Genomic DNA, 16,217 nt, shown 5'->3' with positions numbered 1-16,217 from the left:
GTTGGCTGTCAGGGATCAGCTGTCAGCGGCTAGTGCTCAGCGCTCAGTTGTTTTTGCGACTGACAGCTGACCGCTGACAATTCCATTAACAACCGATGGCTGATGGCTAACGGCTACCTGCTGAGTGCTATTGATCGCCTGCGCTGTCAGCTTACCAGAAAGCACAGCCCCTTCCATACTTGCTAAGTAACGTTGCATGGTGTAATCGCCGGTTAAAAAGAAATTGGCAATGGGCGTAGTCTGGGAAGGCCGGCATTCCTGGCGTCCGGGGGTCGCTTTGTAAACCGAGCGAGGCGTCTTGACAATGTGATATTTAAGCAGATTTGCGGGCCGCTCACCACAGAAATGATCGGGAAACAGCTTTTCGAGTTCTGTCATTGTTGCCGCAACAATTTCCTCGTCGGATTTGGAGATCCAATCTTTAGCCGGCGCTAAAACAAGTTCCAGCATCGAGCGATTGGGATTGGCATATTCGCGGCAAGTATTGCTCATGTCGGCATAGACACTCAGCAGGGGCGAGCGCGAAAACAGCAGGTGATCGATGTCCGTCAGTTTGCGGTCAAACCATAAATGTACATTGATCACCGGCACTCCTTCCAATCCATCCAGCTTTTTAAAGTAATCGAGCTGACGCCAAGGTGCCGGCAGCATCACTTTCAGCGGGTCAACCGGCATTGCCGACACATAAGCATCCGCTACAATTTCCTCATCCGCCGCTCCGTCTGAGCCTCGGAGCAGAAACCCGCGAACCGTCCCATCCTCATTCAGCAAAAACTCCTTAATTGAGGCATTCAGTCGCACTTCGCCACCGCGTTCGGTAATGTAATCTACCATTGGCTGACAAAGCCGCTCCGTAGGCGCACCATCGAGGAAGGCCATTTTAGAGCCGGTTTTCTCTTGTAGAAAGCGATTCAACGCCGTCAGCACCACCGTCGCAGAAATTTCATCTGGATCGATGAAGTTCAGCGCCTTGGACATGGCAATGAAAACTTCCTTTTCCACGCGTGGCGGGACGTTTTGTTGCTTCAGCCACTCGGAGAAAGAAAGTTTATCCATCTCCTCGACATACTTCTGGCCCTGAATCATCGCTGGAATTAGGCCCAGGCCAAAGCGAATTTTCTCTGGCCAGGTGAGCATATCGTTGTTACGCAGAATCGCGATAACTCCGTTAATCGGTGCCGGCAGATCCGGAAAATCGAAACGCGAGTAAGTCCCCGGACTGTTCGGCTGATTGAAAATCATCGTGTGTTCTTTCCACTGCAGCCGATCTTCGATCCCCAACTCTTTAAAGAGTTGCAACATATTGGGATATGCACCGAAAAAGATGTGCAACCCCGTTTCGTACCAGTCCCCGTCTTCGTCCTTCCAAGCCGCTACTTTGCCGCCCAATACGTCTCGCCGTTCCAAGACGATCGGTGTGTGACCGGCATCCGTCAGATATTTGGCGCAAGAAAGTCCTGCTAAGCCTGCTCCCGCGATCGCAACTCGCATTTGATGCTTCTGCCTTTCGAGATTCTAAAGATTTTCTTAAGGGTGTGATTACCCGCCTCTCATTATACCTTTGCAATCCGTTACATTTTGCAAGCTTTGTCCAACCTGATCAATTTTATATTGACGATTTTTAGCTGGAGTGCCGGCCCTCTGCCTGTTGGAGTAGCCAGAAAAGTTTATTTTCCCATCCATAAACGCCTTGAGAGCAAGCCCGTTACTCTGGGGTAAAACAATTGCGGCTCATAGCTTGCACTCTCTCGTTATTCAGCTAGGATAGAGTCTCCCAGCTTTCCCGGCGATCCCATCCGATCTCAAAAATTCTCAGGCGTCCCCAGAAAATTGCCGATGGCTGGAGGCTGAGAATTTGGATCGGTCGCTGTTCGGAAAAATTTCCAGCCTAAAATCGTTGGCCCTGTAAATTTTTGCGTGATCAATGGGCACGATATCAAATAGAGGGTCGCTCGGCACTGTAGGAAATCTACACTTTCTTATTAACCTTTTAAACTAGCAGGCAGGGATCTATGAATACGGTTCTGATCGTGGATGACAGTTTAACCCTACGTCAAATTGTTTCAGATATTTTAAGAAAGAGCGGACTCAATGTTGTTGAAGCATCTGATGGCATTGAAGCAAAAGAACAAATTCAAGCCCGCTATCCAGATTTAGTGATTACGGACGTTGTCATGCCTCGGATGAACGGCTACGAACTGTGCCGGTGGCTCAAAAATGACCCAAAAGCCCACAATATCCCTGTTGTTATGTGTACGAGTAAAAGTGAGGAATTTGATCGCTACTGGGGAATGAAACAAGGGGCTGATGCTTATATTGCCAAACCTTTTCGCCCAACCGAACTGATTGCAACAGTTAAACAACTGCTGAAAGGACTGTAACTGCCGGCATCAGCAAGCCATAAAAAATTAAAAAAGGAGAGTATTCTCTGTTTTATTTTTAATTTTGCTTTTTTACTTTTAACCTTTAAGCTCCCACATTGGGCTGACCCTCTGGGAATCTCTTTGAATTCTCTAATTTTATTGGGCCGGTCTCAGTTTCTACTATGGCTGAAATGACCCTCTACGCTGGCTGTGGTATGAGCGGTGCTCATCACATCCATCGACTTCGTGCTTTTGATAAAACTGGATGATTGTAGTGAATGCTACAAATTATTCATTTCAATTGCTCGGTTAGTTTTGCTCAGACAGAGGAAAGGCATTGCTCCTGCCGGCTCAAGAATTTTAAATATCAGTTTTATTCATAAAATTTGAAAATTGTCAATACTATTAAGCCAGCAATTGATAACAGCGGATATCTGGCGACATCGCAGCCAAGCCATTAAGTTGAGAGGCTGCCTGCTGAATATGTTGTGAATTTAAATGGGCGTTGAGCAATTCCTGAGTTTCCCACTCTTCCACAAAGACAAAATCAGTCGGATCGGCTGAATTTTGCATCAGTTCGTAGAAAATACAGCCGGCTTCTTGGCGAGTTGGTTCAATGATGCTCAAAAGAATAGACTTCACCGGCTCCACCTGATCGGGAAGCGCCACAACACGAGCTACCACTCGAACGGTTTGTTTGGCCACAGGTTGAGTCCTCCAAAATTCAGTTGGGCAAGAGAGCAGATCCTACTGTATCAATCTCTGTTCCTATCTCCCCCATGCCCCTACCGTTCTTGTTGGCGAAGCCTTGACCCATGCCCCATGCCCCATGCCCAATCCCCAATCCCCAATCCCCAATGCCCCATTAGCTACAAGACAGGTTTCACCAGCAAGATACAATAAAGTCAGCAAGTTTGTCATCGGTTATCAGTCATGGATTATCTGTCATAAGCAAGCGTATAAAAGACAAAGGATAATTGACAAAGGACAACTGACAACTGAGAATCTTCAGAGCTAGGAGAAAAAGAACGCATGGGAAAGGTAGTCGGCATTGACCTGGGGACAACCAACTCAGTAGTAGCCGTTATGGAAGGCGGTAAGCCGATAGTAATTGCCAATTCAGAAGGCATGCGGACAACTCCCTCTGTAGTAAGCTTCAGCAAAGAAGGTGAGCTACTCGTCGGACAACTGGCCCGCCGGCAAGCCGTACTCAACCCCCAAAATACGTTTTACGGGGCGAAACGCTTTATTGGCCGACAATATGCAGAACTCAACGCCACGTCAAAACGAGTGCCTTACACCATTCGTAAGGACGAAACCGGCAATATCAAAATTAAGTGTCCGCGCCTGAAAAAAGAATTTGCCGCAGAAGAAATCTCGTCGATGGTACTGCGGAAACTGGCAGATGAAGCGAGTCGCTACTTAGGACAGCCAGTCACCGGCGCGGTGATTACCGTCCCCGCCTATTTTAATGACTCCCAACGACAGGCAACCCGCGATGCCGGTCGAATTGCCGGCCTTGAAGTCAAGCGAATTCTCAACGAACCAACGGCTGCCTCCTTAGCCTATGGATTAGATCGCAAGCAACAAGAGACGATCCTCGTATTCGACTTGGGCGGTGGCACCTTTGACGTTTCCATCTTGGAAGTGGGCGATGGCGTATTTGAAGTCAAAGCCACCAGTGGGGACACCCAGTTAGGCGGAAACGATTTTGATAAAAAGATCGTGGACTGGCTGGCAGAGCAGTTTTTAGAAGCTGAAGGTGTAGATTTGCGGCGTGACCGGCAAGCCTTGCAGCGCCTCACAGAAGCCGCCGAAAAAGCAAAAATTGAGCTGTCCGGCGTCACCGTCACCGACATTAACTTACCCTTCATCACCGCCACCGAAGAGGGTCCCAAGCATCTAGAAACTCGGCTAACGCGTGCTCAGTTTGAAGGGTTGTGCGGCGATCTAATCCAACGGCTTCGCATTCCTGTCAAGCAAGCTTTAATGGATGCCAGCCTCTCCCCCTCTCGGATTGATGAAGTCGTCTTAGTGGGCGGATCGACCCGCATTCCCCTAGTCAAACAGTTGGTACGCAGCCTGATTGACAAAGAACCGAATGAAAACGTCAACCCTGATGAAGTTGTCGCAGTGGGCGCAGCCATACAAGCCGGCATCCTGGCAGGTGAAGTCAGAGATGTGCTGCTGCTGGATGTGACCCCCCTCTCCTTGGGATTGGAAACCATTGGGGGCGTGATGAAAAAACTCATCCCGCGCAACACCACGATTCCCGTGCGCCGGTCAGATATTTTTTCCACCGCAGAAAACAATCAAACCCTGGTCGAGGTTCACATCCTTCAGGGAGAGCGGGAGATGGGGGCAGATAATAAATCGTTAGGCCGGTTTAAACTCACCGGCATCCCGCCGGCACCACGCGGCGTCCCCCAGATTCAGGTCGCCTTTGATATCGATTCCAACGGCATCTTACAGGTAACAGCTCTTGACAAAACCACGGGACGAGAGCAAAGTATCACCATCCAGGGCGCATCTACCCTGAGTGAATCGGAAGTCACCCGTATGATTCAAGATGCCGAGCAATTTTCCCAAGACGATCGCTTGCGGCGAGAGCGGGTGGAAAAGCGCAACCGGGCAGAAGCGCTGGCTTATCAAGCAGAACGACAGCTGCGAGAGGTGGCTTTGGATTATGGAATGCAGTTTGCCCAACGCAGCCGCAGTCGCATCGAATCTTTGGTTCGAGACTTGCGCGATAACCTGAGCCGCAACGATGAGCGAGGCGTGGATCTGACGAGTTCGGAACTGCAAGACGCGCTTTACGATCTGAGTCGAGAAGTTTATCAGTTCTCCCGCGAAGAGGACGGAGATGACTTTTTTGACTCAATTCGGCGCACCTTCTCTGGGGACAGCCGGCCCTCTGAGCGTGTGGGAGCCAGTCGCGTCACCAGAGGCGAGTCCCGTTACCCTCGGACAAATGTCAGCGAAGATGAGTGGGATGATGAGGATGATGATTGGTTTTAATGGGCCATCAGTTCGCGCTGGGCACTCAGCCGTTCACCTGAGTGCCGGCAACTGAACCCTGAGTGCTGGCAACTGAACCCTGATATTTGACACTTAATACCTGAAAATGCAGAACTTTCGGAACTACTACCAGATTCTGGGAGTTCCCAGAGATACCTCCAGCGACGAGATTAAAAAAGTTTATCGCCGGCTGGCTCGGCAGTATCACCCAGATTTGAATCCGGGAAACAAAGAAGCAGAAGAAAAATTTAAGGAGATTAGCGAAGCTTACGACATTCTTTCCGATCCGAGCAAACGGGCGCAATACGACCAGTTCAGCCGGTTCTGGAAGCAGAAAGATTTCCAGAGTGGCAAAGCACCGCGAACGCCGGCAGCAAAAACCTGGAACGGTCGCACTAGCAACGGTCGGACTTCCACCGAAGACGTGGATTTCAGCCAGTTCGCTGACTTTAACACCTTTGTTGACCAGCTACTCAATCGCCGCAATGACAATGCGGTTTCCACTCCACCCCCCGGCCCACGTGTGCGGGTTGATGCGGCGGATTCTTTTAAACCGGGAACGACAAAAACCGCTTATACAGTCGGCGGTTCTCGCGCCACTCGCCGGGATGTGGAAGCGCGTCTCAGCTTGCCGCTAGAAAAAGCGTATGTGGGAGGAAATGAGCGGATACGCTTGGAAGACGGACGATCTTTAGAAGTTAATATGCCCGGTGGTATGGTGACCGGCCAGCGTATCCGTCTCAAAAACCAAGGTTTGGGCGGCGGAGATTTGTATTTGAAAATTACTGTTACTCCCCATGCTTTCTTTAAGTTAGAAGGGTCTGATATTCGCTGCCAGCTACCGCTAACGCCCAGTGAGGCCGTGCTGGGAGGGCCAATTGAAGTGCCGACCCTGGATGGTTTGGTGAAAATGAGAGTGCCGTCAGGGGTTCGATCCGGTCAACGCCTGCGTCTTGCCGGTAAAGGCTACCCCACCGGCACCGGCACGCGAGGCGATCAGCTTGTGGAAATCCAAATTATGGTTCCCACAGAAATCAGCGCCCAAGAACGGGAACTCTATGAAAAGCTGCGTCTAATAGAAACCTTTAATCCCCGGCTAGATTTACAGGAATAGCTTACCGGGGTGTAAAACGTAACGTGAGAGGAGTCAAGGGCGGGACATCACAACTCATACCATTTTGGTTAATGCCGGCAACCGTTCAAGTTCTAAAGAATTTGGCAATCCGGACATTTAGAATTTAAACCCCAAAATGGTATCTCTCGCTTCCCCATTCCTCCGCCTAAGTCGCTTTTATCAGGGAAAATTCTCTAAAAATTGTTACCCACTAAACGCCGTTGAAGCAATCGCAAACAATAACATTAGTTGTAGGTTGTGGGCTTTCTTCAGTCAACCTACGAATACTAAGAATTATTACGCGCTTTGATCGTTGAAGCAATCGCCAACAATAACATGAGCAGGGATGTGTTCTTCTTTTCCGGATAACTCCCTCTGAGACTTGCTTAACTTAACAAAATCCGTTTTTGCCAAACGCAATTTAGTAGCGTTTGATACGTCCTGATTTGCATTTTCGACAACCGTCTCTTGCTTCAGGGATTTTTACCTTCAATTAGCTCTTTTTAAGGAGTAATTAGCCGGTATAACACTGCCGCAAGTCAGGTTATTTTATTGGCACTCGACCACAGAATCAGATTTGTCTGTTTTACTTTTTTAAGTCCCAAGCCTAAAATAGCCGCTTCTTTTTAAATAAAAAAATGTCAAACTTATTAGTAATTTATAAAATCTATATAAATTTGTAAAAAATACTGAAAAACCCTGAAAATAGCTTTTAAAAAGAAAATAGCAGAGAAAATTGAAATTATTCAACTAATTTTTGAATTTACAACTTTCATTGTAATAGAGGGGAAAGTCGGGGATGGACAGCTCAATGGTCGATCTTCTATGGCTTATAGTCAGTAGCAGCCTGATTTTTTTAATGCAGGCTGGATTTTTATGCCTGGAATCTGGGCTGACGCGCAGCAAAAATAATATTAATGTTGCGATTAAAAATTTAACCGATTTCGGCGTCTGTGCTGTCCTGTTTTGGGCGTTCGGCTACGCCCTGATGTTTGGCCACTCTTGGGGTGGCTGGATAGGCACAACCGGCTTTATCCCAAATTTCGCAATCGATGAAAGTGCTGTCGGGATGAGAGAGACAGCCTTTTTTATCTTTCAATTAATGTTCTGCTCAACCGCAGTCACGCTGATTTCTGGGGCAGTCGCAGAACGAATGCGCTTTAGCAGCTATATCTTAATGGCGGCGCTGGTTTCAGGTTTTATCTATCCTGTATTTAGCCACTGGATCTGGAATGGTGCCGATGTGGGGACACCGGCAGGGTGGCTAGCCAATTTAGGCTTCGTCGATTTTGCCGGCTCAACCGTCGTTCACAGTGTTGGCGGCTGGATTTCCCTCGCTGCAATTCTAATTATTGGCCCTCGTATGGGCCGGTTTCCCAAAAATCGACCCCCCAGAAAAATTGCCGGTGCCAACGTTCCCCTCGCACTGCTGGGAACCCTGCTGCTGTGGTTTGGTTGGTTTGGCTTCAATGGCGGCAGCACCTTCGCCTTTAATGAACGCGTTCCCATCATCATCCTAAACACCGTGCTTGCCGGCGCTGCCGGTCAGATTGCAGCCCTTTTTGCCGGTTATTTCAAATACCAGCGTGCCGATGTTAACTCAGTCATGAACGGTTCTTTAGCCGGCTTAGTCGCCATCACCGCCAGCTGCGATGCCGTCAGCACCGGCTCAGCCCTGATTATCGGCGCAGTCGGCAGCATCGTCATGCTAGCAACCGAATCTTTACTCGAACGCCTCAAAATCGATGATGCAGTCGGCGTGATTCCCGTTCATTTAGGAGCCGGCATTTGGGGAACCCTAGCCGTTGCCTTATTTGGCAACACCCAGCTTTTGGGGACAGGATTGGATCGTTTCGGGCAAATTCAAATGCAACTTCTCGGTATTTTTGCGTGTTTTATCTGGGCATTTGGTCTGAGTTTTATGCTGCTGCGGCTGATTAATCGCTTCTTACCACTGCGCGTTACCCGCACTCAAGAACGCATTGGACTTAATATTTCCGAACATGGAGCTAAAACCGATTTGTTAGAACTTTATATGGTGATGGATCAGCAATCAAAAACAGGCAATCTGAGTGTGAGAGTGCCGGTGGAACCCTTCACAGAAGTTGGCCAGATAGCCTGCCGGTATAACCGCGTTATGGAAGCCCTAGAAGGCGAGATCGCCCGCACAGAAGCCATTGTTAAAAGCTCTATGGATGGAATTATCACCTTTTCCCAACAAGGGCGAATCCTCAGCTTAAACCCCGCTGCCGAGAATATATTTGGCTATAAAGAAGAGGAAATTAGAGAGCAATCTATCGCCCAACTGTTCGGAACACAGCTAGAAACAGCAGAAATTGAAAATAGCAAAATTTTTCCCTTTTCAATTTTTAACGCTCCCTTCTCAACTTTAGGCCGGCGGGCAGATAATTCAACTTTTCCAATGGAAGTTATTATCACCGAATCAATCGAGAAACAGCAAAAAACCTCCAAAAAAAGTCGCCAACCCGTTACCACAACCTTTTATATCGGCACATTTCGAGATATCACTGATCGCAAGCAAGCAGAAGATGAAATTCGTCTTTTGCAGACCATGATGCAAGCAATTAATGAAGCTCCAGATTTTCACTCAGCCTTAGGTGTGGCGCTGACAAAAGTCTGTGAAGCAACGGGTTGGAATTATGGAGAAGCTTGGGTTCCCGCCTCTGGGGGGACAGTGCTAGAATGCAGTCCGGCGTGGTATAGCAATAGCGAAAGATTACAAGAGTTTAGATCCCTGAGTGAAGGGCTAACGTTTCCTCCCGGCATTTGGTTGCCTGGGCGAATTTGGATGTCACAGCAGCCCGAATGGATTCCAAATGTTTCTACCCAAAAAGAAACCATATTTTTACGCGCTCCTTTAGCGCAAATTGTTGGGCTTAAATGCGCGCTTGGCGTTCCTATTATTGCTGATAACCAGGTTGTCGCCATTCTGATTTTCTTTATGTTTGCTTCTCGCCAAGAGAATAAACGATTAGTTGAATTGGTTTTAGCCGTGGCAACGCAGCTGGGAACAGTCATTCAACGTAAGCAAGCCGTGGAGGCACTCAAACAAGCTGAGGCGAAATATCGCAGCATTTTTGAAAATGCGGTTGATGGAATTTTTCAAACAACCCCAGAGGGGCGATACTTAAGTGCAAATCCTGCATTGGCAAGACTTTATGGTTATGCCACGCCGGCAGAATTGATGGATCAACTCACAGACATTGATCGGCAGTTATATGTACAGCCCAACCGCCGTGCAGAATTTATAGCACAAATGGCAGAAAATGAGGCTGTTTTTGGGTTTAAATCTGAGGTTTATCGCACAGACGGTAGCATCATTTGGATTTCTGAAAACGCCCGGGTGGTACGCGATAACACCGGCAATATCCTCTACTATGAAGGCATGGTAGAAGATATCACCGAGCGTAAACTAGCAGCAGAAGAGTTACGCAAGGCAAAGGAAGCCGCAGAAGCCGCAAACCGAGCCAAAAGTACGTTTCTGGCGAACATGAGTCATGAGTTGCGAACCCCGCTGAATGCGATCATTGGTTATAGCGAAATGCTGCAAGAAGAAGCCGAGGATTTTGGCTATACAGATATCGTTCCAGATTTAGAGAAAATTCGGGCTGCCGGCAAACATCAACTCAATTTAATTAACGATATTCTCGATATTTCTAAAATTGAAGCGGGTCGGATGGAGCTTTATTTAGAACCCTTTGATGTTGGGGGATTGATCATGGAAATTGCTGCCACAATTCAGCCCGTTATCGAGAAAAATAACAATAACTTAAACGTACAGTCCGACCGTAAAATTGGCATCATGCACGCCGATATGACCAAGGTGAGACAGGTACTTTTTAACCTCCTGAGCAACGCCGCCAAATTTACGGAAAACGGCACAATTTCCATTTCAGTAACCAGAGAATTGGCAACACCTAATTCCCAATCCTTGATCGTTTTTAGCGTCAGCGACACCGGCATCGGCATGAGTCCAGAACAAGTGGAAAAAGTGTTTCAACCCTTTACCCAAGCCGACGCCTCCACCACGCGCAAATACGGCGGCACCGGCTTAGGATTGGCAATTACGCGCCACTTTTGCCAGATGATGGGGGGCGAGATTAATGTAGAAAGCCAAGAGGGAGTGGGTTCGACTTTCACCGTACGCCTGCCGGCAAAGGTGACAGATGCCGGTGTCCAAAAAGTAATAGTTGAGAAGGAGGGAGAGGGGGAGAAGAAAGGGGGAGAAAAACTTTCTGTCAAGAGTGAACCCCCAACCCGCCCTCTAGTGCTAGTGATTGACGACGATCCAGCCGTGTGCGATTTAATTGAACGCCGGCTGTTAAAAGAAGGCTTTCGCATTGAGACAGCAGCCACCGGCGAGATCGGGTTGCAGCTGGCAAAAGAACTGCACCCAGCCGCGATCGTACTGGATGTGCTGATGCAGGGAATGAATGGCTGGGCGGTGTTGGCAACCCTCAAAGCTGATCCGGATCTGGCAGATGTGCCGGTGATTGTTGCCACAATTATGGATCATAAAAATCTTGGCTTTGCCTTGGGTGCCTCAGATTTTCTAACTAAACCGATTGATCGCAATCGCCTTCTTAGTTTATTACGCAAATACCGGCAAGATCGGGCCGGTCAAATTCTGATTGTTGAAGATGATTCTGTCACCCGCGAAATGCTGCGACGGACTTTACAAAGAGAGGGTTGGAATGTCACTGAAGCGGAAAATGGACGGGCAGCTTTAGATCGGGTTGCTGAAAATTGTCCAGACTTAATTTTGTTAGATTTAATGATGCCCCAGATGGATGGGTTTGAGGTGATTACTAAATTACGCAACAATCCCCAGACGCGAACCCTTCCGATTGTGGTTGTTACGGCAATGGATTTAACGCCGGCAGATTATCAATTTCTCAATGGTTGTGTTGAGCAGATTCTCCAAAAAGGAGCGCACACCTGTGAGGAACTGCTGCATCAAGTCCGTGATCTCCTCATGGCAAGCTTGCCCGATAAACTGTGAAAATTAAAACCAAGAAAAGGAAAAGAAACTTAAATTTTTTTACCTTTTCTGTTTTTGAATTAATTTCCTTCTACAGCTAAGTCGATAATTCTTTAATAGGAAGCGTTGCGCTTGCTAACAACCGAGCAATGCCGGTGTAGCAAAGCTTGTTGTTCACAGTAAGGACGAACGCGCTTAAGATTATTGCAAAGGCAGCCGGCGCTGATACTTGTGGAAAGTGCCAGCGGTTTGGGCTATTGGTAGGGAAAGTAAAGCCATGAAATTCCAGCTTCCGCATGACTTGGCAGGGGTGTCAGGAGCTTGTTTGATTCTAGCCGCCGTTTGGGCATTCTATCAGTTAGAACAACAGCGATTTTGTCAAGAAAATTATCAATTAAAACTCCAGTATCAGAAAAGCTCTCGCGCCCGACTAGAAAGTGCTTTAGACTCACCGCAATTTCTGACGCCTGGTTTGGCTGCTTGTATTTCCGCTTATGCGCTTCAGTGGGTAACACTGCCAAACTTGATCAGCTTAAGCTTATTGCCGGCTCAGTGGTGGCAAATTGGGGGTGGGTTGCTGCTAGTGTCCACCGGCGTTCTTGCCTATATCCTCGTGCGCCATCTGAAACGACTGACTGCACAAGCACTGTCGAACTCTGAAGAAAAGTTCTCCAAAGCCTTTCTTGCCAGTCCCGATGCCATCACAATTAGCACCCTGACAGAAGGGCGTTTTATTGAAGTCAATGACAGTTTCCTGCGAATCACCGGCTACAACCGGCAAGAGCTCATTGGCTACACTTCAGCAGAACGCAACATCTGGGTTCATCCACAGCAACGCGCCCAAATGCTGAAAAGTTTTCAACAACACGGCGCTGTTACTAACCAAGAAATCGAATTTCGGACAAAAGCCGGTGCGATTCACGTGGGACTGTTCTCCGCAGAAGTGATCAACTTAGGCGGAGAACAGTGCCTGCTGACAATTACCCGCGACATCACCGAACGCAAGCAAGCAGAACAAGCGTTGAGAATGTCCGAGACCAATTACCGGGCGATTTTTGACAGCGCCACAGACGCAATTGTGGTTCATGATTGGGAAACCGGCATGATCCTTGATGTAAACGAGAAAATGTGCGAGCTTTTCGGCTATAGCGCTGAAGAAGCCAGAACCTTAAATCTAGACGTTTTAAGTGGCGATCAACCCCCCTATACCAAAAAACGGGCACGGCAGTGGGTGATTAAAGCAGCAGCCGGTGAACCTCAGCTCTTTGAATGGCTGTGTCAAAACAAGGCGGGCCAACCGATCTGGGTAGAAATCAACCTCAAACGGGTTCCCCTGAGAGGGAAAGATCGGATGCTGGCAATCGTGCGCGACATTTCCGAACGCAAATGGACAGAACAGGCATTGCGAAATATCGCTGAAGGCGTTTCGGCAGCAACGGGAGAAGCATTTTTCCGCTCTTTAGTGCAATATCTAGCCAGAACCTTAGAGGTAGACTGGGCTTTTATCGGTGAGTTAGATAAACAAGGCACTAGCGTCGAAACGATCGCCGCCTGCGCTAACGGCGAGATTGCTGATAATTTCAAGTACAGTTTGGCCGGTACCCCTTGCGAAAACATCGTGGGAAAACAGCTGTGCTGCTATCCCCAAAGCGTTCACCAGCAATTTCCTTGCGATCAATTACTCGTTGAAATGGGAGTTGAGGGGTATATGGGAGCGCCTCTGTTTGATAGTGCCGGCTCTCCCCTAGGCATTTTAGTCGTACTCAGCGCCAAACCCCTATCAAACACCCAACTCGCTGCCTCTATGCTGCGAATTTTTGCGATGCGTGCTGCCTCCGAATTGGAACGCAAGCAAGCCGAGGAACACCTGCAGCGGGCTAAAGAAGTTGCGGAAGCTGCCAATACTGCCAAGAGCAAGTTTCTTGCCAATATCAGCCACGAGTTGCGAACACCGCTCAATGCCATCATCGGCTATAGCGAGATGCTTCAAGAAGACGCTGAGGATTTGGGAACTGAAGAGTTTGTTCCGGACTTGCAGAAAATTCATGCTGCCGGCAAACATCTGCTTGCCTTAATTAACGACATCCTTGATATCTCGAAAATTGAGGCCGGCAGAATGGAACTTTGCCTAGAAACGTTTAATATTGAAGCTTTAATTGATGAGGTTGTCAGCACTGCCGGCCCGCTGATTGAGAAAAACAGTAACACGGTAGAAATTTTGGGGTTACATACTCAAGGTGAGGGATCACCCCAAACAGCCACCATGCACGCCGATCTCACGAAAGTGCGGCAAATACTCTTAAACTTGCTAAGCAATGCCGCCAAATTCACCGAAAGTGGCCAAATTACCCTGACAGTGACTCGTGAAGGGAAACAGGGATCGCGGGAATCGGACGTTGTGAACCCTGAATCTTTGATTGTTTTTAGCGTCCGAGACACCGGCATCGGCATGAGTTCAGAGCAGTTGGAAAAAGTCTTTCAACCCTTTACCCAAGCCGATGCCTCCACCACGCGCAAATACGGCGGCACCGGCTTGGGATTGGCAATTACCCGCCACTTTTGCCAGATGATGGGGGGCGAGATTAATGTAGAAAGCCAAGTGGGAGTTGGTTCGACTTTCACCGTGCGCCTGCCGGCACAAGTGGTCGATCTCGCGGCTGCGTCTGTCCCTGTTGAGCGTTTGAGAGGAGGAGAGGGGGAGACGGGGAAACGGGTAGAAACGCTTTCTGTCAGCAGTGAACCCTCATCACTTCCCTTGGTACTGGTGATTGATGATGATCCAGCCGTGCGTGATTTACTAGAGCGTCATTTAGTTAAACAAGGGTTTGGCATTGCCAGTGCCGGCAGCGGCAAGGACGGGTTACAGTTAGCCAAAGCACTGCGTCCTGCCGCCATCACCCTCGATGTTATGATGCCCGATATGGATGGGTGGGCGGTGTTGGCAGCGCTCAAATCCGATCCCGAACTTGCGGATATTCCCGTGATTGTGCTGACAATTGCGGACAACCAAAAGATTGGTTTCGCTTTAGGGGCGTCAGATTATTTAACCAAGCCGGTTGAATATAAGCGCCTAGTTGAGTTGTTAAAGCGATATGGACGTTTGCACAATAGTGCCGGCAGTGCCGGTCAAATTTTGATGATCACTGGCGACACCATGCAAAGGCAAATGCTACGGAACCTATTAGAAAAAGAAGGTTGGAGTGTCACTGAAGCCGAAAGTGGAAGTGACGCAGTCGGCTTGCTTGCTCAAAGCCAGCCAAACTTAATTTTATTAGACCTGATGCTGCCGAAAATGGACGGATTTGAGTTCATCACAGAACTACGCCGCACTCTAGCCGGGCGATCCGTGCCGGTTGTGGTGCTGACGGCGATGGAACTCACGCCGGTAGAACGGCAGTACCTCACCGAAAACGTTGAGCTAATTCTTCAAAAAGGAGCTTGCAGTTACGAAGATTTGTTGGGCGAAGTTCGCGATTTATTAACCACCAGCATTGATCGCAGAGGGCAGTAGTTATTAACCAGAAGAATTGACAATTAAGAATTAAGAATTGCGAAAGCCATTGTTCATACTTCTGGCTGATCCTGGAACTGCTACTAGGTAAACGAAAGATGACTAAAATTTTGCTGGTTGAAGATAACGAGATGAATCGCGATATGCTTTCACGGCGTCTGATTCGTAAAGGGTACGAAGTTGTGATCGCAACAGATGGTGCTCAAGGTGTGGAAATGGCCAAATCTGAAGCTCCCGACTTGATTTTGATGGATATGGGGTTGCCGGTGTTGGACGGTTGGCAGGCAACCCAGCAAATTAAAGCAATCCCGACAACCAGCGCGATTCCAGTGATTGCCTTAACAGCTCACGCAATAGCCGGTGATCGGGAAAAGTGTTTGGATGCCGGATGCGACGATTATGACACCAAACCCGTGGAATTTGTCCGGCTTCTGGGCAAAATAGAGGCACTTCTGGACAAAGCAGCCAAAGCATGACACAACAGAAAGAAGTAAAAAGTGAAAATCTAGGTCGCTCTCAATCTGCCGGCCTTTGGGAACGCGTTCATGCCTCCAGGCAAGCGAGACGTGCAAAAAACAAGTGGGGGGATCTCAACGGCTGTTCTCTTCTTTTTTCTATCTCATGGAGTCGATTACCAAAACAATGGAGGACAACAAACTCAAGATTTTGCAAATGCTAAAGGTTTTACATTCACGCCAGCGAGTGACACAATAAGTTAGACCGATTCACGCTCGTACTTACATGGAAAACAGAGAGCTGCCGGTGTGGTAATTTTGCCAAATTTAACTCTTTATAAATGCTCAATTTCTCTTATCTTATTTAAAAGTATGCAACTTTTGTAAAAAGCTGGGTTGGATTGATGGAATATTAATTAGCTTAAACTTATTTATTGTTTTAGATTTTGATTTGCAGGGAGTTGCCATGAAAAATTTATTTAATAATCGGCTTTATTTCCAGATTTTTAATTATTTAAAAAAAGGAGAAATTGATAAAATAGTAAGAAATAAAACGCCTTAGTAACAACTGGATATTTTAATTTTCAAATTTCTTTTGTCTTGACAGCGTTGACTCGATTAAATGGGTTAAAGGAAATGCTTGCGATGTCAAGCGATTCTCACTCACCCTCCCCAAAATCGAAGTTTGAGCAATCCCCCGATAGGAAAAGCATTTGTAATCTCACAAATTCTTAAGTAAGCTGCCGGCAACACT

Annotated in this window: 9 protein-coding genes; 6 read left to right on the top strand and 3 right to left on the bottom strand. The window is 47.9% G+C overall.

The window, feature by feature from the left end:
- Window positions 1-36: 36 nt before the first annotated feature.
- Entirely contained in the window at window positions 37-1,491 is a 1,455-nt protein-coding gene (pds, locus tag H6F73_RS25310; protein WP_190761516.1) for a 15-cis-phytoene desaturase, read from the bottom strand.
- Window positions 1,492-2,012: 521 nt separating this feature from the next.
- On the opposite strand from pds, the gene H6F73_RS25305 reads away from it, so the two are divergent.
- Window positions 2,013-2,381: a response regulator gene (locus tag H6F73_RS25305; protein ID WP_190761515.1), complete on the top strand. Its 369-nt coding sequence runs from the start codon at window positions 2,013-2,015 to the stop codon at window positions 2,379-2,381.
- Between the two features lie 387 nt (window positions 2,382-2,768).
- Here H6F73_RS25305 and H6F73_RS25300 read toward each other — a convergent pair whose 3' ends face one another.
- Complete coding sequence (locus tag H6F73_RS25300; RefSeq protein ID WP_190761514.1) at window positions 2,769-3,068, bottom strand: antibiotic biosynthesis monooxygenase; 300 nt, start codon at window positions 3,066-3,068, stop codon at window positions 2,769-2,771.
- Window positions 3,069-3,131: 63 nt separating this feature from the next.
- Window positions 3,132-3,284, bottom strand: coding sequence for a hypothetical protein (locus H6F73_RS25295; RefSeq protein ID WP_190761513.1), 153 nt, complete (start codon window positions 3,282-3,284; stop codon window positions 3,132-3,134).
- Window positions 3,285-3,395: 111 nt separating this feature from the next.
- Here H6F73_RS25295 and dnaK point away from each other — a divergent pair, with 111 nt between their 5' ends.
- The 5 genes from dnaK (at window position 3,396) to H6F73_RS25265 (ending at window position 15,484) form a co-directional block, all read left to right on the top strand.
- Window positions 3,396-5,381, top strand: coding sequence for a molecular chaperone DnaK (dnaK, locus tag H6F73_RS25290; protein ID WP_190761512.1), 1,986 nt, complete (start codon window positions 3,396-3,398; stop codon window positions 5,379-5,381).
- A 106-nt stretch (window positions 5,382-5,487) separates the two neighbouring features.
- Window positions 5,488-6,495, top strand: coding sequence for a J domain-containing protein (locus tag H6F73_RS25285; RefSeq protein ID WP_190761511.1), 1,008 nt, complete (start codon window positions 5,488-5,490; stop codon window positions 6,493-6,495).
- A gap of 799 nt (window positions 6,496-7,294) precedes the next feature.
- Complete coding sequence (amt, locus tag H6F73_RS26820; RefSeq protein ID WP_242072649.1) at window positions 7,295-11,518, top strand: ammonium transporter; 4,224 nt, start codon at window positions 7,295-7,297, stop codon at window positions 11,516-11,518.
- 256 nt (window positions 11,519-11,774) lie between these two features.
- The gene (locus H6F73_RS25270; protein ID WP_190761510.1) at window positions 11,775-15,008 is read left to right on the top strand and encodes a response regulator; all 3,234 of its coding nucleotides are present in this window, start codon (window positions 11,775-11,777) and stop codon (window positions 15,006-15,008) included.
- Window positions 15,009-15,106: 98 nt separating this feature from the next.
- Window positions 15,107-15,484, top strand: a complete 378-nt coding sequence (locus H6F73_RS25265; RefSeq protein WP_190761509.1) for a response regulator — start codon at window positions 15,107-15,109, stop codon at window positions 15,482-15,484.
- Window positions 15,485-16,217: the final 733 nt, after the last annotated feature.

The organism is Microcoleus sp. FACHB-68, assembly GCF_014695715.1.
Lineage (GTDB): Bacteria > Cyanobacteriota > Cyanobacteriia > Cyanobacteriales > Oscillatoriaceae > FACHB-68.
The sequence above is the reverse complement of the archived record's forward strand: the minus strand, read 5'-3'. Positions and strand labels throughout refer to the sequence as shown.